The 16,316-nt window shown below is 57.2% G+C and carries 15 protein-coding genes; 10 read left to right on the top strand and 5 right to left on the bottom strand.

All coding sequences use genetic code 11. From position 1 onward, the window contains the following. Positions 1 to 112: 112 nt before the first annotated feature. Positions 113 to 577 (bottom strand): molybdenum cofactor biosynthesis protein MoaE, encoded by a 465-nt coding sequence (locus FJV43_RS01835; protein WP_239624198.1) that lies wholly within the window; start codon positions 575 to 577, stop codon positions 113 to 115. Between the two features lie 17 nt (positions 578 to 594). Continuing rightward, the gene (locus FJV43_RS01830) at positions 595 to 876 is read right to left on the bottom strand and encodes a MoaD/ThiS family protein (protein WP_239629810.1); all 282 of its coding nucleotides are present in this window, start codon (positions 874 to 876) and stop codon (positions 595 to 597) included. A gap of 547 nt (positions 877 to 1,423) precedes the next feature. Between FJV43_RS01830 and moeB the strand changes: the two genes are divergently transcribed. After that, on the top strand, positions 1,424 to 2,170 hold the full coding sequence (gene moeB / locus FJV43_RS01825; RefSeq protein ID WP_239624197.1) for a molybdopterin-synthase adenylyltransferase MoeB: 747 nt from the start codon (positions 1,424 to 1,426) through the stop codon (positions 2,168 to 2,170). Positions 2,171 to 2,201: 31 nt separating this feature from the next. Here moeB and FJV43_RS01820 read toward each other — a convergent pair. Continuing rightward, a protein-coding gene (locus FJV43_RS01820; RefSeq protein WP_239624195.1) for an IS5 family transposase occupies positions 2,202 to 3,025 on the bottom strand; the annotation gives its coding sequence in 2 pieces (ribosomal slippage) (positions 2,202 to 2,359 and positions 2,359 to 3,025; 825 coding nt in all). Between the two features lie 299 nt (positions 3,026 to 3,324). On the opposite strand from FJV43_RS01820, the gene FJV43_RS01815 reads away from it, so the two are divergent. From FJV43_RS01815 to FJV43_RS01795, 5 genes are all read left to right on the top strand, one after another. Next, positions 3,325 to 3,693: a LysR family transcriptional regulator gene (locus FJV43_RS01815; RefSeq protein ID WP_239624194.1), complete on the top strand. Its 369-nt coding sequence runs from the start codon at positions 3,325 to 3,327 to the stop codon at positions 3,691 to 3,693. Between the two features lie 416 nt (positions 3,694 to 4,109). After that, positions 4,110 to 5,339 (top strand): gephyrin-like molybdotransferase Glp, encoded by a 1,230-nt coding sequence (glp, locus tag FJV43_RS01810; RefSeq protein WP_239624192.1) that lies wholly within the window; start codon positions 4,110 to 4,112, stop codon positions 5,337 to 5,339. A 20-nt stretch (positions 5,340 to 5,359) separates the two neighbouring features. Beyond that, the gene (gene moaB, locus FJV43_RS01805) at positions 5,360 to 5,887 is read left to right on the top strand and encodes a molybdenum cofactor biosynthesis protein B (protein ID WP_239629808.1); all 528 of its coding nucleotides are present in this window, start codon (positions 5,360 to 5,362) and stop codon (positions 5,885 to 5,887) included. A gap of 239 nt (positions 5,888 to 6,126) precedes the next feature. Then, positions 6,127 to 7,470: an IS5 family transposase gene (locus FJV43_RS01800; RefSeq protein WP_239620637.1), complete on the top strand. Its 1,344-nt coding sequence runs from the start codon at positions 6,127 to 6,129 to the stop codon at positions 7,468 to 7,470. A gap of 441 nt (positions 7,471 to 7,911) precedes the next feature. Then, the gene (locus FJV43_RS01795; protein ID WP_239624191.1) at positions 7,912 to 8,535 is read left to right on the top strand and encodes a response regulator transcription factor; all 624 of its coding nucleotides are present in this window, start codon (positions 7,912 to 7,914) and stop codon (positions 8,533 to 8,535) included. Positions 8,536 to 8,543: 8 nt separating this feature from the next. Here the strand turns inward: FJV43_RS01795 and FJV43_RS01790 are convergent, their stop codons facing one another. Then, positions 8,544 to 9,980, bottom strand: coding sequence for a hybrid sensor histidine kinase/response regulator (locus tag FJV43_RS01790; protein ID WP_239624189.1), 1,437 nt, complete (start codon positions 9,978 to 9,980; stop codon positions 8,544 to 8,546). Continuing rightward, entirely contained in the window at positions 9,967 to 11,118 is a 1,152-nt protein-coding gene (locus tag FJV43_RS01785) for an FIST N-terminal domain-containing protein (protein ID WP_239624187.1), read from the bottom strand. Before FJV43_RS01785 ends, FJV43_RS01790 begins: the two co-directional genes overlap by 14 nt. A gap of 379 nt (positions 11,119 to 11,497) precedes the next feature. On the opposite strand from FJV43_RS01785, the gene FJV43_RS01780 reads away from it, so the two are divergent. From FJV43_RS01780 to FJV43_RS01765, 4 genes are all read left to right on the top strand, one after another. Then, positions 11,498 to 12,058 carry a peroxiredoxin gene (locus FJV43_RS01780; RefSeq protein WP_239624186.1) on the top strand — a complete coding sequence of 187 codons (561 nt, stop codon included), beginning with the start codon at positions 11,498 to 11,500 and terminating at the stop codon, positions 12,056 to 12,058. Positions 12,059 to 12,128: 70 nt separating this feature from the next. Continuing rightward, complete coding sequence (locus FJV43_RS01775; RefSeq protein ID WP_345946213.1) at positions 12,129 to 12,932, top strand: ferredoxin--NADP reductase; 804 nt, start codon at positions 12,129 to 12,131, stop codon at positions 12,930 to 12,932. Positions 12,933 to 13,167: 235 nt separating this feature from the next. After that, a complete protein-coding gene (gene fdxA / locus FJV43_RS01770) occupies positions 13,168 to 13,506 on the top strand; it encodes a ferredoxin FdxA (RefSeq protein WP_239624183.1) in 339 nt (112 codons plus the stop codon). Positions 13,507 to 13,660: 154 nt separating this feature from the next. Then, the gene (locus FJV43_RS01765) at positions 13,661 to 15,946 is read left to right on the top strand and encodes a molybdopterin-dependent oxidoreductase (protein WP_239624181.1); all 2,286 of its coding nucleotides are present in this window, start codon (positions 13,661 to 13,663) and stop codon (positions 15,944 to 15,946) included. The last annotated feature ends 370 nt before the right edge of the window (positions 15,947 to 16,316 follow it).

The following is a 16,316-nucleotide window of genomic DNA, read 5'->3' as shown; positions in this document are numbered from 1 at the left end:
GCTGCGGCGGCCCCAGCCTTAAAGGGCTAGAAGAAAGAGAATTCCACCGCGGAGCGTGATCCAAATCCAATCGCGAATACTCTGCCCGCCCCACGCTTGATTGCCATCCCCGTCAACGTTCTTTTCGGGCAACTCCCCAGCGCGCCGCCGCCGACGCGTCAGAAGCTTTGGCTGCCACCCAACCGGCGGCACCAGAATCGCCATCGGCCCGCAATTCACGCTTCCAGAAGGGCGCATCGTGCTTAAGGAAATCCATAATAAATTCCGCAGCCGCAAAGGCCTCTTTGCGGTGACGAGCCGCGACCGCAACCAAGACGATGCGTTCCCCAGCCAATACTCGACCATATCGGTGGATAATTGTGACGGCCCCAAGCGACCATCGTTCGTCAGCCGCATTGATAATGGAATCGAACTCCAGATAGGCCATAGCCGGATAGGATTCGAGATAGACCCCGTCGAGAGTGCCACCCTCGCCACGGCACAATCCGACGAAGCTCGCTACGGCGCCCGCATCCTCTACGACGGAGCAAATGGCTCCGATCTCCGCGCCTACATCGAAATCCTCGGTCTGGATCATAATTTTACGAGGCACAGTCACCCCCCGGTGACTGGAGGGAAGAAAGCAATCTCTCTTGCGCCCTTTAGGGATGCCGATGGGCCAACGTGGCGCCGGTTAATGGCTGCTCGGGTCACCACCGGGTTCTCGAATGCGCGAGCATAGCGTTCGCCACCGCTGCTCACGAGCCAGTCGATCAAGCTTGCGATATCGATAACCTGCGAGGGGATCGATATCTGTTCGCTTTCCTTGCCCACCCTGTCGCGGATCCAGGAAAAGTAGCAAATGGTAAGTTCGTTGTGCTGTCCGTCGCTAACCAAACTATTCTCCTCGCTCCCGATCCCTTCGGCATTGGTACGCAAGTCGCTCATGTTGCCCCTAGCCCTGGTCGAATGCAGACGTGCGACATTTCAATCCGATACGTACGAGGCCATCAGCGACACCCTTTCGCGGAGATGGAAGCGAATTTGCCACTTGGCCATCACGCAGAACCAGCGTGCGAATACATTGCGCTGCGAAAAGCGTTAGACCATTTCTCGACCGGCTGGCGGCAAGCTTCAATTCCGGGTGGCACTCACATCTCGAAGTCCACGTCCCGAATGAGTGACGCCGTCGACGACAGCCGCACACCATCAGCGTCGCCGCACGAACACTCGGTGCCGAACCTTTCTCAAGATTCCTCCCTGCATATCCCCTCCGGGGTTCATGGGATTGGTGAGGCGCCATTTCGATCCATCCGCGCAAGATAAGCTCAGCTCATTCATAGACAAAACTTTTTCTATCTATCGATACTATCGATACTATCGATTATAGTTATAGATGGGCCCGTGCTATCTCCCGTTCGGGGTCGCAACGGGGATAGCAGAGATGGTTTACTTCGAGGACGACGAGATCGCCCGCTACTCGCGTCATATAATGCTTCCCGAGGTGGGAGGGCGCGGGCAGCAACTTCTCAAACACTCCAGCGTGTTGGTCGTTGGAGCCGGTGGTCTTGGTGCGCCAGTCCTTATCTACCTTGCGGCTGCCGGTGTCGGACGATTGGGTGTGGTCGACGATGACGAAGTCGAGCTCTCAAACCTTCAGCGCCAAATTATTCACGGCACACCTGATGTCGGCCGGCTAAAGGTCGAAAGCGCTGCCGATATGCTGGATCGACTTAATCCGCGGGTGATGGTCGAACCGCACCCGGTTCGCCTGGCACAGCATAACGTCGATGCGCTCATATCAGGGTATGACGTGATCGTTGACGGTAGCGACAATATCGATACCCGGTATCGGTTGGCCGACGCTTGCGAGCGCCGTGAAAGGCCCCTCGTCATCGCTGCCCTCGGTCGCTTCGATGGGTTGCTTACGACGTTGATGCCGTATGCGAAGGACGCAGAAGGCGGATCCAATCCTCGATTGCGCGATCTATTTCCGTCAGCATTGCCACCCGGCATTCCGGGTTGCGTTGAAGCAGGTGTGATTGGAGCGGCAGCCGGCATTGTCGGAACACTACAGGCAATGGAGGTGCTGCGTGTTCTACTTGGCCTTGGTTCACCACTCGTCGGCACCCTATTGCTCGTTGATACGCTGGCCTTTCGATTCGACAAAATAAGCTATTCGCGGGCCTAAGAGTCCGACTCTTAATGTTTTGGGGGGCTGATCATGCTCTGGCAAGTCTTCGCGAGAGCAACTTGACGCTGGTGATCATAAGCCACGCTTCGGCGCTCGCAATCGGTGCCTCGAAGTCTTTTGCAAGACAACGATTGCGGTTGAGCCATGCGATGGTTCGTTCGACGGCCCAGCGGCGTGGCAACAATTGAAGCCTTTGGCGGCATCGGATCGCTTGACGATCTCGATGGTCCAGCGGCCGATTGAGGCAATCGCCTTTTTGAATTTCGGACAAGCATAGCCACCGTCGGCGAAGGCATGACGTAGCCAGGGGAACGCATTTCGGATCAACTGGAGAAGCACAGGGGCACCGTCGCGGTCTTGTATGCCGGCTTCATGCACGATGCCTGCGATCAGAAACCCAGCGGTGTCAGTAAGAAGGTGCCGTTTGCGCCCTTTGATCTTCTTGCCGGCATCGAACCCGCGCGGACCACCAGCCTCGGTGGTTTTAACCGACTGGCTGTCGATCACTCCTGCGCTGGGACTTGCCTCCCGGCCGTCGGCCTCGTGCGCCATCATGACAAGGTGGTGGTTGATCTTCTGCCAAGTGCCATCGTCGCGCCACCGGTAGAAATACCGCTGCACCGTCGTGTAGGGCGGAAACTCCGTTGGCAGCAACCGCGACTGGCAACCGCCCTGAGCGATGAAAAAAATTGAATTTACCAACGCCCGCATCTCCGTCACACGCGGCCGCCCGCGCCGGTTCTTGTCGGGCATGTAGGCAGCTATCATCGCCCATTCCTCGTCTGTCGTATCGCTTGCGTATCTCAGCCCATCTCGACAATATTTCGCCCGAGTGATTTCAGTCCAAACCAATTTGCGCCTCCGTCGTAGCTCGCAACCACGACTAAATCCCAAATGACTGAAATCACTCAGCTTAATTTCGGGTCAGCCCCTAAGGCGCGCGGCCACGGCCGGAAAAGTGTTTTCGGACATGTGGTACGCAAAGCAAGAGCGCCGGGTCGCACCTGGAGGCAAAATCTCAAGAGGCGGCCCAAGCACGTTGGTGTGGGGCAGGGGAAACAGAAGATCGGCCTTAATGGAACTTAGACATATCCGTCACTTTATCGCGGTCGCGGAAACGGAAAGCTTCACGAAGTTCTCAACGCACATCGGTGTCCCAGCTGGCCTTATCTGCCAGGGTTGCCAAGTTGGTAGCCGAGTATCAGGTCAAGCTGCTCGAGCGTCGTACATCACGGGTCGTTCCGACGGCCGCAGGGTGCCGTCTCCTGGAACGCTTGCCAGTCCGCCGGTTTGCCGACTCGTCAAGAGCGTTTCCCACATGCACCCCGGTGCAAGCTTCGCGCTCTGCGACGGCACCAAAAATAGTCTGCTGTCAAGACTTGCCGACCATAAACTTGATGCGGTTGTCGGAAGAATTGACGGGTCAGATTCAAGGTTCAACTTTTCGATACTATTCAAGGAAAGGTTCGTTAGTTCACCGGACAGACGACACACAGTCCGTGTATTTGCACCGTATATAGGCCTCGGCTACGACGAACGTCATGGCTAGCTCCGATGCTCCAATCGAAGTGTTGTCCTGAGGCAGTCATCTGCACCCACGATCGCGCGCACATCGCGCAAATGGCTACAGACTACAAACTTAAGCGCTATCCGGTTCGCAGGGACAATTTAATGTTCGAATATTGGACATAAATCATTTGTTATAAAAAGACATTATGCTGCTGCGCATCGTCCATATACGCTGCCTATTCAAGCTGCTCCATCTGCCGTGAAGATCTATCAGATAAACGGATCGCCCCATAAAAAGGGACGATTATTCTTGGCGCGTGCCTGCGTGATACTGATAGCGCGAATACGCGATGAAGGAGGGTGAGTTCCGCTCTCGCCGTTGAAGCGTGTTCGGAAATTCTGGCAGTAATCGAGCGAGGCGTATGACGTGAGTGGGAAAAAGCCGGTTGCCGGCGGCGTGACCAGCATTGAGGACGCGGTCGCGCACATCGCCCGGCATCCCCCTGTTTGTGGGGTCGAATATGTCGATCTCTCGCAAGCTCTTTTCCGGGTTCTGGCAGAAGACGTCATCGCTTCTCGGCCGGTGCCTGGTCATGACAGTTCCGCTATGGACGGCTATGCGTTCCGACGGTCCGACCTGCCGCCCGACGGGCGCTTGCCGATGTCGGGTCGCGCCGCGGCTGGCCATCCATTTCAGGGCACGTTACCGCCACGCACTGTCGTACGCATATTCACCGGAGGCGTTATCCCTGAGGGCGCCGACACGGTTGCGATCCAAGAGGACTGTTTCTCTGAAGATGGCGTGATCGCACTACCGACCACGCTGAAGGCCGGTGCGAACCGGCGGTTGGCCGGCGAGGACGTGAGTCAGGGAACTACGGTGTTGACGCGCGGAACCAGACTGCGGCCGCAAGACATCGGAATCGCAGCCGCCGTGGGGCGACCGGCGCTTCTGGTACACCGACAGATTCGTGTCGCGGTCATTGCCACGGGTGACGAGCTGCGTCCTCCCGGCCGGCCGCTGCCGCCGGGCTGCATCTACGACTCCAACCGCCACACAATTGGCGCTGTTTTGCGATCACTCGGCGCGGAGGTCTCCGATCACGGTCTCGTTGCCGATCAGAGATCGCTCATCAGGGATGTGTTGTCCGAAGCCGCGAGCGAAAACGATCTGGTCATCACATCGGGAGGTGTATCGGCGGGAGAGGAAGATCATGTGCGTCCCGCCGTACAAGACATCGGTTCGCTGAATTTCTGGAAACTGGCGATTAAGCCCGGCCGGCCTGTCGCAATGGGCGATGTTGCAGGCGTTCCATATCTTGGCCTTCCGGGAAATCCGGTTTCGGCGATGGTCACTTTCTGGCTGATCGGCCGCCCGCTGATCCTTCGTCTCATGGGCGCGACCGATCTTTCCTTGCCGCGCTTTCCGGTCGTTTCCACGTTTCATCATTTCCATCGGCCGGGTCGGCGGGAATTCCTGCGCGCGCGCGTCAGCGCCGGTCCGGCCGGCACGATGCAAGCCGAGATTTATCCGTCCATGAGTTCGGGGATGCTGAGTTCACTGACCTGGTCCGACGGACTTGTCGAGGTCCATGAAAACACCCGTGATGTCGAGATAGGCGATGTCCTGTCCTACCTTCCCTACAGCTTTCTATGAAGAAAGATGAGGTCCCAGAAATGCCGATAGATCCGGCGCGTCAATTCAAACCGATCCGTATCGCCGTCTTGACGATCTCGGACAGCAGGAGCCGTGCCGAGGATGTATCGGGCGACCTTCTAGTCGAGCGCCTGATAAACGCCGGTCATCAACTTGGAGATCGTGCGATCGTCAAGGACGAAGCCGACGTGATCGCGCAACAACTTCGCCAGTGGATCGACGATTCCAGGATCGACTGCGTGATCTCAACGGGAGGAACTGGGCTGACCGGTCGCGACGTGACGCCGGAGGCTTTCGCCCGGGTGTGGGACAAGGAAATTTCGGGTTTCGGCGAGTTATTCCGCTATCTCAGCTACCAAACGGTGGGAACATCGATGATGCAGTCACGCGCCTGCGCGGGCATGGCGAGAGGCACCTATCTGTTCGCGCTTCCCGGTTCTCCAGGTGCCGTCAAGGACGGCTGGGACGGCATTCTGCTCACTCAGCTCGATAGCCGGCACCGGCCCTGCAATTTCGTTGAACTCATGCCCCGTCTTGCCGAGGCGTAATCATGTCGCATCCGGTTTTGCAGGAGATCGCACCCGTGTTTATCAACGCTCCCTTCATCCGTCTGTTGCGAAAACGATTGTTAGTCGTCTGTGAAGAATTCCCAAGTCGTTGATTTGGAATCAGGAAACGGCATTTTGCGGTAACGGCATTTGCCGGAAAGCGGGGCTTTGGAGCGGGATTCCTTGCAAACTTGATTTGTGATTCACTCGCCCAAGAACCGGCATTGGCGGGGAATTCGATGCGGCCACCAGAGCGTCGCGAGACGGGGGAGCAGGATCTTTTCCGCTCCCGGCTCGATCAGATCATCGACATGAGGCATCCGCTGGTGACGCTATCGCGCACCGTGGACTGGGGCTTTCTGGAACAGCGGTTCGGCGAGGTTTACGACGACGACCCCGGCCGGCCGCCGCTGCCGACGCGCCTGATGGCGGGGCTGGCGATCCTCAAGCACACCTACGACCTGTCCGACGAAGTTCTGTGCGAGCGGTGGGTCGAGAACCCCTATTACCAACATTTCTGCGGCGAGGAGTTCTTCCAGCACCGGCTGGTGTTCGATCGCTCGTCGCTGACGCGCTGGCGCAACCGCATGGGTGAGGAACGGCTGGCGGCACTGATCCAGGAGAGCCTGTCGGTTGCCGTCAGGACCAAGGCAATCAAGCCGTCGGAGCTGTCGCGGGTGATCGTCGACACCACGGTTCAGCCCAAGAACGTGACGTTTCCCACCGATGCAAAGCTTCTGAACCGGGCGCGCGAGAAGCTGGTGCGGCTGGCGCAGCGCCATGGGGTGGCTTTGCGGCAGTCCTATGCGCGGGTAGGCAAGTTCGCCCTGATCAAGCACCAGCGCCATGCCCACGCCAAGCAGTTCAAGCGCGCCAACCGGGCGCTCAAGACGCTGCGAACCTATCTGGGCCGCGTGATCCGCGACATCGGCCGCAAGATCGAGGGCAATGGTGGGCTCGAAGCGGCGTTCGCCAAATTGCTGTTGCTGGCGCGGCGCGTACGCGAGCAGCAGCAGCGTCAACGGGGGCCGAAGGTCTATTCCCTGCACGCGCCGGAGGTCGAGTGCATCGGCAAGGGTAAGGCTCACAAGCCTTACGAGTTCGGCGTCAAAGTCTCCGTCGCCACCACGATCGGCCACGCCAAAGGCGGCCAGTTCGTCACTCATGTGAAGGCGCTGCCCGGCAATCCCTATGACGGTCACACGCTGGCCACCGTGATCCCGGACATGGAGGCGCTGATCGGCAACACCATCGCGCGCCTCCTCGCCGACAAGGGATATCGCGGCCACAACGCGCCGCCCGATTACAGGTTCAGGGTCTTCATCTCCGGCCAGAAGCGAGGAGTGACACCCAGCATCAAACGCGAATTGCGTCGCAGGGCCGCTGTCGAGCCCGTCATCGGCCATCTCAAAGCCGAGCACCGCATGGGCCGCAATTATCTCTGGTTCCGTCGCGGCGATGCCGCCAACGCCGTCCTCGCCGCCGCTGGCTACAACTTCCGACGCCTCATCCGCTGGCTCAGGCTTTTGTTGCGCCAAATCCTCTCGGCTCTAACTGCCGCGCCTCAGACCGTTCCAGCCTGAGGACAGAGTTCTTCACGGACGACTTGTTAGTGTTTGGAAGTCGGGCCGGCGCCTTGCGTGTCACCCCGCCCAGACGCGGTCCGGATGACCCTCGATCCACCCGTCACTGATCTGCATCACGTTGTTGAGCGGTCCCGGTCGGTGTATTCTCGCAAAGCGGTTTCCTTTTCCTGATCCTCGGTTTGTCTGTCGAGACCCACAAGAGCTGAATCGGAGCGCCAGCCTTCTTCAAATTGTGCGAAAGAGTTTGTACGTAATCCTAGACTCAACGGAGCTACCATTTATTGTCAATACGCGGGGGCATTCCCCCGCAGCTGAGTGGTCATTGTGAGCCGCGCTAACGACGTGAGAGCCGCCGGCGCTAGACTCAAAACGGCCGCCGAAGCGGCCTCGGTAAGTCTGCCGCCGCGCAACAAATAAGAAGCAGGGAGCGTAAACGAAATGTCGAAAATTTTGATTGCGGATGACCATCCAGCATTCCGGCTGGTCCTTAAAGACGTGATGCGTTCTTTGGTTCCACCGTCCGAGCTAACGTGTTTCGAGGCTGCAGATCGCGCGCAGTTGTTTGACCGGTTGAATGTCGAACAACCCGACCTCATCCTGCTTGATCTTTGTATGCCAGGAATGACCGGTCTGCCGGAGTTGGTTGCGATCCGCAACATTGCGCCGACCACGCCTGTCGTCGTCATTTCGTGCCTCGACGACGACGCCACCGTCACGCAAGCGATCAATTGCGGCGCCTCCGGCTACATCCCGAAGTCTTCGCCCATGGACGCCTTGTCCTTTGCGCTGCAATTCGTCCTAGATGGCGGTGTTTACGTTCCCGGCGACACTGAAATCAACTTTCCCCAGAGGGGCAGTGCGGGAAGCGATGTCAGTCCGCTCACACCGCGCCAACTCGCTGTGCTTGGGCTTCTGGCGGCGGGCAAGGCGAACAAGGAAATCGCGCGCGAACTCGCGATCAGTGATTTGACAGTGAAAGTGCATATCACGACGATCTTTCGTAAGCTTGGCGTCACAACGCGCACGCAAGCCATTGTTGCGCTCCAGCGCGGACGGGCGTAGCTTTTGGATTATTCCAACTGAGCTTGCTTCGCCGCGAGGGAAGCCAGCGAGGCGCGCAGCTTCATTGGCATTGTAGGCTTGGCGAGAAAATCAAAACTGAGCCGTTTCAGCTCGCGCGGCAACTCATCGCGGGAATCGCTCGAAATAATCAGCGCCTGCAGTCCGTCCCCGAAAGCCGCACGGAGTGCGGTGACCGCATCGGTTCCGAGATTGTTGCCATCGAGATGGTAATCGGCGATAACAATCTGTGGTATTTCCCCTGCAGCACCGAGTTGCGCGATGGCCTCAGCCGCTGAAGGCGCGGCGATGGCGATGCATTTCCACGACCGGAGCAGGGACACGAGAGCGTTGCGCACCTGAGTGTCGTTATCGATCACGACGATGCAGCGCCCTGCCAACTCTATCGGCTTGATCGGGTACTTTTTCTTTCGCACCGCCACGGGCGCATCGGTCGTCTCGACCAACACGCTGAAGACCGAACCGCGGCCGAGTGTCGACGCGACCTCGATTTTTGCATCGATCAGGCGCGCAATACGCTGCGTGATCGCGAGGCCTAATCCGAGGCCTGGCTCCTGCTCATGTGCGGAGATGTCAATTTGCTTGAATTCCTCGAAGATCAGCTCAAAGTGATCTTCGGCTATTCCAATTCCGGTATCCAAGACCTGAATTGCGATTTTGCCGCCTCGTCGGCGGCAGCCGATCAGAATTGAACCCCTTGCGGTATAGCGTAAGGCGTTGCTGACGAAATTGCGCAATACGCGCTCGAGCAGGATGTGGTCGCTCATTATCACGGCGCTACTCGGTGCAACCCGCAAATGCAGACCCAAGGCTTCGGCTTGAGGCTGATAATCCTGGCGCAGCCGGTCGAGCAAGGGTGTGATCCGGAAGCTCGAGATTTCGACAGGCCAAACGCCAGCGTCGAGCCGGGAAATATCAAGGAGCGCCCGCAGCAATTCGTCGACCGTGTCGAGTGCTGCCCGAATGCCGTCGACGACATCCTTGGTATGTTCCTCTGCCTGCTCAGTCAGCGTGCCTAGAAACAGCCGAGCAACGTTCAGTGGCTGATGCAGGTCGTGGCTCGCCGCGGCCAAAAATCTAGTCTTGCTCAAATTGGCTTTCTCAGCCTCGGCCTTGGCGAACGACAACGCCTTCTCCGCGGCGCAACGTTCCGCAATCTGCTGGAAAAGCTGATGCGTCAGATGCGTCAATTCAGCAGTGCGCTCTGCGACTCTGTTTCCGAGCGTGATCGTTGCCTGGAACAGGGTGAAGCCGTTGGGGGCTTGCGCACTCACCTCGTTTTCGACGCGGTCCATCAAGACAGTGTTAATTTTCTGGAGCTTGGCGAGTTCTGCGTGAAGTGTGTTGACATCGACTTCGACGCTACCGCTCTGTGGAGCCGGCGGTTGCGCCGCTTGCCTGTTATCGCCCATTTTAATCGACGTCATAGGGTGTCCCGATCGCGACAGCGGTAAACGTTTGGTTGAGATGCATTCCCGCGAATTGTTCGCCATAGGTGCTGAAACCAATGACATTGTTGGCAGCGAAAATCTCGCTCGCAAGGTGCCTTGTCTGTGTTTCTTGAAGTACCAGGCTCCGGTAAATGCAATCGAAGCCGATCACCAGCTCCGGTGGCCCCAGGCTTTCGCTCACAGACTGAAAGAACGTGGTGAGATTAGGTACGATAGCCTCGCAGTGCGCGAGCCTCAGAACGACACCTTCGTCGATCGCGCAGAAGAAGGTCATGCTGCCGTCGAAATGCACCGACTGGATCGAACGCACATGGAAGTCTGCGCCAACTTTCACCATAAGGGGAAATTCGGAAAATATTGCGGCCGTCAGCATTTGTTCCGAGAGATTCAGAATTCTCGCGTATTCGCGAGCGGCGGGCTCGGCATTCAGTTCGAAGATCTTGCGCTTCACCGGGTCGGCCTTGGTCACGACCATCCGCACGTTCGATTCCAGAAAATTCTGGCACTTCATAATCCGGAAGGGTGCCCTGATCTTGACCACAGTTAGTAGTGCGGCATCGCGATGGAACGCACCATCGAAATAGACGAAAGCGCCTGTGAGGCATAAATTGTCCGCGGCGGAACCGCCGCAAAGCGGGACGATCTCAGTTAAGATATGAATCGAGGAGAGCACAACCTCTTCATTGCGAGACAAGCCGTCGATCAGAAGCATGGCGAAGGTATCTCTCGGGTCGAGCGCGCAGCCCTGCTCGCCCATCGCGGCCACTAGTTTTTGCGTCGCCGCATGGCCATCGGACATTTGAATCTGTGTCAGGTTTTGCATCACGACCGTCGCGGCGCGGCAGTGGGAAGAGGCGATGCTAAATCCGGTGATCGAGCCTTCGACGTACCCGATCGGGGCGATCTCGCCAGCGGTGGTGCAGCCGATGACATGCAAGTCGCCGAACGCCCGCCTTAGCTCAGGCTCTAAAGTGAACAAGTCAAAGTTGAACGAGCAAAAAAAGACGACTAGGCCGATGTCCGGTTGAGCGATAGCTTCGGCGAATTCGTGCACCGCCGTCACGGCGTCGATCGCAGTTGAAAAACCACGGCGTATCGGTCCTCGCCCCGCCATTCATCATCCCTTGCCACGCCCGATGGCCGAGAGCCCAGCCCTACAACCCAGCAATTCGGCGTCATAGTTCGTGTCAGCATTCTATCGCATTATACGACATAAATGTAGTTTTTCAGGAGGTCGGCACGCGGAGGAGGTCATGGTTAAGCAGGGCCTCGAAAAGCGTCATGGCACATGAGATCCCGGCAAGCGAAAGCTGGCGATCCGCCAGCTCGTGAAGCAGTTCCGCCGCGCCCCGGAAATGCTGCGCCGCCCACGATAGCTATTACCTCAGTAGTATATCTGCTTTGGAGAGCCGGTGATACGTTTGCTGGAACAATTCGAAGGAGACTTTAAAGAAGCTCTTTGACCAAGCAAATAACGTAAAACGGGAGCGAAAATGTTTGGAATTGACGAAAAAGTGCCGGAGTTTAAGGTTGTAGGCGTCAAGCCGGGCTTCGAAAATCCTCAAGAAAATGACGAAAGCGCCTTTGAAGTTCTGACGGAAAAGAGCTTCCCGTCGAAGTGGAAGATCCTCTTTTTCTATCCGAAGGATTTCACCTTCGTGTGTCCAACTGAGATCGCTGAGTTCGCTCAACTCTCGAATGATTTCGCGAAGCGCGGCGCGATCGTGCTCGGAGGTTCGACAGATAACGAGTTCGTAAAGCTGGCATGGCGACGGGAGCATAAAAGTCTTCGGAAGCTCCGGATCTGGCAGTTTGCGGATAACGGCGGCCTGCTCGCCAGCAGCCTCGGCATCCGGTCTTCTGAAGGCGTCGCGCATCGTTATACGTATATCATCGATCCAGAAAACGTTATTCAGCATGTCTACGCGACGAGCCTGAGCGTCGGACGGGCGCCGCATGACACCCTACGTGTTCTTGATGCGCTGCAAACGAACAATCTGTGCGCTTGTAGCCGGCCTGTCGGCGGGCCGGTGCTGACGCCGGCTGATCCATGACGGTTCTTTCACCATGAAGAACGATAGTCTTGGAGGAGCAAACCTGAACATGGACGCGGACTATCAGAATATGGCGGTGCTTGGCGCATCTCCCGCCGACCATGTGCCTGTGGGCTTTTACGGCGAGCGGGTGCTGCGCGTGCATCACTGGAGTTCCGCGCTTTTCAGCTTTGCTATTTCCAGGCCGCCGGGCTTCCGTTTTCGCTCAGGCGAATTCGTGATGATTGGTTTGCCTGCCCCGGGTCGGCCGCTGCTGCGCGCCTATTCGATCGTCAGCCCCTTCTACGCTGATGAGCTTGAGTTCTTGTCGATCAAGGTCCCCGGTGGAGCGTTTACCTCGCGCCTTCAAGGCATCGAGCCCGACGATCTCATCCTGCTCAGTTCGAAGCCGGCCGGCACACTGATCGCGGACGCCTTGCGACCAGGACAGCGTCTCTTTCTCTTGGCGACCGGCACAGGACTGGCGCCGTTTCTTAGTGTTGCTCGCGATCCCGATACCTACGAAAAATTCGAGGAGATCATCCTCGTTCATTGCGTCAGATATGTCAGTGATCTTGCTTATCGGGAAACGCTGGCCGGTTTATTCGCGGACGATTGTCTGGTGGGCGAGCAGGCGCTCGCACAGTTTAGCTATCTTCCGACCGTCACTCGTGACGGTTTTCCTCAGCGCGCTCGCATAACCCACATGATCGAACGCGGAATACTCGCAGAGGGATCCGACAAAGAGTTGGATCCAGTCACAGACCGGGTGATGCTGTGTGGCAGTCTGGCGATGATTGGCGAATGCCGCACGCTTCTGGAGCGTCGAGGATTCGCCGAGGGTTCGGCTAACAAGCCGGCGGAGTATGTCCTCGAACGCGCATTCGCGGGTTAGGAGATATTGTCAGAATGACTATTAGCTTCAACTGCGAAAATGCCCGCTATTCTTGGAACGGAAAGCTTGTCGCCTCGATCCATCGTCGCGACAAATTCCCAAACGGTGGTTCTGCGCGAACGATACGACGCCAGTTGGAAGGACGGGGCTCGATGATTCAAAGAACCGGAGGCGAGGCTCTGTCGAAGCGCCAACGCGCGCTTGTTTCTATCTTGATAAGAAAGCGGGGGAGGTCATGACTTTCGTAGTGACCGAGAGCTGCATCCGCTGCAAGTTTATGGATTGTGTTGATGTGTGCCCGGCGGAATGCTTTTACGAAGGTGAGCGGATGCTTGTCATCCACCCGGAGGAATGCATCGACTGTGGCCTGTGTGAGCCGCATTGCCCCGTCGATGCCATTGTCCCTGACAGTTATCCGGAAGGGCAGCGTTGGGCCGGCATGAACATTCAATATTCGCAGCTTTGGCCCAAAATCCGTAAAGCCAAATACCCGCCGCCGGACGCTGAGGAGTTTCGCGGATTGCCGAACAAGTTCGACAAGTTTTTCAGTTCCAAACCAGGGAGCGCGAGTTGATGTGCGTGATCTGGGCATTCTTGTTGGTCGGCCGACGCGAGATAACCGACTGAGGACTGGCATCTACAGAAACACAATTATCGAGACACGATTACTGAAACACAACTCGCATGCACAACCCGTGAATTAACTCGCAAACTGGGAGGAAAATACCATGGAAACCAAGAAAGTTGTTTGCCGAGCCTGCGACATGTTCTGCAACGTTCTCACTGACGTGGAGGACAACCGGCTCATTAAGGTTCACCGCGATCCCAACCATCCGATCACTCCGCACAGCCTCTGCAACAAGGGTGCGGCTTTCGCGGACACGGTCTATCATAAAGACCGCCTGCTCTATCCGATGAAAAGCGTAGGCAAGCGGGGCGAGGGCAAATGGGAGCGGGTCTCGTGGGAAGAAGCACTGGATGGCATTGCGGAACGGCTGAAGAAGATTGTTAAGGATTACGGCCCGGAAGCTGTTGTTCACACATCCGGTGAAACCGTGCCGCTCGAGTTGGCGCGCCGCTTCTCCAATCTCCTCGGCTCGCCGAACTGGATCCAAGCTGGCTATCTTTGCCTGGGTAACACGGCCGACGTCGCCAAGGTCACGGCCGGGTTAATGCCCTTCCCCGATTTCTGGCACACCAAGTGTATCGTGTTGTGGGGGCATGATCCTCAGCCGAACAAGTGGACAGCGGAATATCTTTGGGTGCGTGATGCTGTTAAGCGTGGGGCGAAGCTCATCGTCATCGACCCGCGCAACTGCTTCAGTGCAAAGCGCGCCGATATGCACCTGAGGATTCGTCCTGGTACGGACTCAGCGCTCGCCCTGGCGTGGCTGAACGTAATCATCAACGAGGAACTCTACGACAAGGAGTTCGTCGCTAAGTGGACACACGGCTTCAAGGAGCTGAAGGAGCGCGTTCAGGAATACACGCCGGAGCGCGTTTCGGAGATCACATGGGCTCCTGTGGACCAGATCAGGGACAGTGCGCGTATGTATGCCACCATGGGCCCATCGATCATGCCGTGGTCATCCAGCACCGATCAGACAGCCAACAGCACACACTCGTTGCGTTGTTTCATGATTCTCCGTGCCATCTGCGGTTACATCGACGTGGAGGGCGGAGAGTTGATGATGGGCTATCATCCGACGATCGTAACTGAAGATGAGATCGCGATGACCAGTGCTCTCTCTTCTGCGCAGATGGCCAAGCAGGTCGGCGTCGACTTTGCGAAAGTGCACAGCTACGAACTCTGGGACAAGCTCAACGATTCCTCTGAGAAGGTCTTCGGAAGAAGGTGGACGAGTCAGATCCACGCTGGTGCGATGTCTCGGCCAGCCGAAATCTGGACAGCCATGGCCGAAGGGATTCCCTACCCGATCAAGAGCCTCATCACTGTCGGGTCCGACCCTCTCACCGGTTACACTGATCCCAAGCACGCTTTTGAAGGTCTCATGAACCTCGATCTCATCGTGGCGATGGACATCTTCATGTGCCCGACGGCTCAGTTGGCGGACTACGTGCTTCCTGCCGCGAACTGGGCCGAGAAGTTGGGTATTCACAATCACTGGGATTGGCACCCGATTGTTATCGGAGGCGAGAAGGCTCTCGAGCCTCCGGGCGAATGCCGTGACGAGTTCCATTTCTGGCGAGAACTCGCGGTTCGCATGGGGCAGGGGAATCACTGGCCGTGGGAGACCCAGCGTGAGTATTTCGATTGGCGGCTAGAGAAGACCGGAATGAACTTCGATGAGTTCATGGCTGCCGGAGGCGTCAACGCTCCCGAGACTGAGTACAAAAAGTATGAAAACACCGGGTTTGCGACGCCCACGGGCAAGTTCGAGCTCTATTCGACCATCATGGAAGAGTTTGGCTATGATCCACTGCCCCGCTGGGTCGAACAAAACAGCACCTACGTCAGCAATCCGGAGCTGGCGAAGGAATATCCGCTGACTTATTTCGTCGGTAAAAAGGACGACCCGTTCTTCCAGTCTCAGGGGCGCCAGATTGCATCGTTGCGCAGACTGATGCCAGAGCCGGCAGTGGAGCTTCATCCAGACGCCGGTTACGACCTCGGTCTGTCCGATGGCGACTATGTCGCCGTTGAAACGCCGCACGGCAAAATTACTGGCGTCGTCAGGTTCAGCGACGACGCGCATCCGAAAGTGGCCCGCGTACCTTACCGGTGGTGGTTCCCGGAGCAGGCGCCTTATGCGCCGAACTTCTCGGGAGCGTTCCAGTCCCAGGACGGCCTGCTTGCTAGCGATAGTAAGGAGTTCGCCGATCCTGAGCAGGGTATGCCCGCGATACGCGGCTTGATGTGCAAGGTCTACAAGATCGACCGTCCGGAATACACCTCGGCTCTTGAAGAGCTGTCAGAGAACTGGGGTGGCTTCTCAGATGCCTGGGGCGGGCAAGTCCGCCGAGACAAGCGGTTGGAGAATGCTACATCGTAAGCTGTTCGGTATTCAGCTTGCACGGTAACTGAACTGGTTTCTGCGAAATCTGTACGGCGATGTCGGTTGATGGTGCGCAGAGACTAATCGGGCAGTCGGATGGAGTAGTCTTGAGCGGCTACTCCATTCGGTTACTGTAGTCCGTTCACTGTATGAAGCGTGAACTGATCAGCAAACCTCCAAAAGCTTGGACAGCCGGTCGACAGGCGATGTCATGAAGCTGAATAGGAATTTAACGAATTACGGTGACCGTACCAATTCGATCAAGTCTGCATCCGCGTGTGCCTTGATAAAGTCTTCCAATTGACCGAGTGACAAACCCAGTCATCGGCACCATTGGATCGCATAACGACAAAAAATTGAGTGAGGG

It is taken from the genome of Bradyrhizobium sp. I71, from assembly GCF_022354745.1.
GTDB lineage: Bacteria > Pseudomonadota > Alphaproteobacteria > Rhizobiales > Xanthobacteraceae > Bradyrhizobium > Bradyrhizobium liaoningense.
This window is presented reverse-complemented; position numbering and strand designations above follow the sequence as displayed.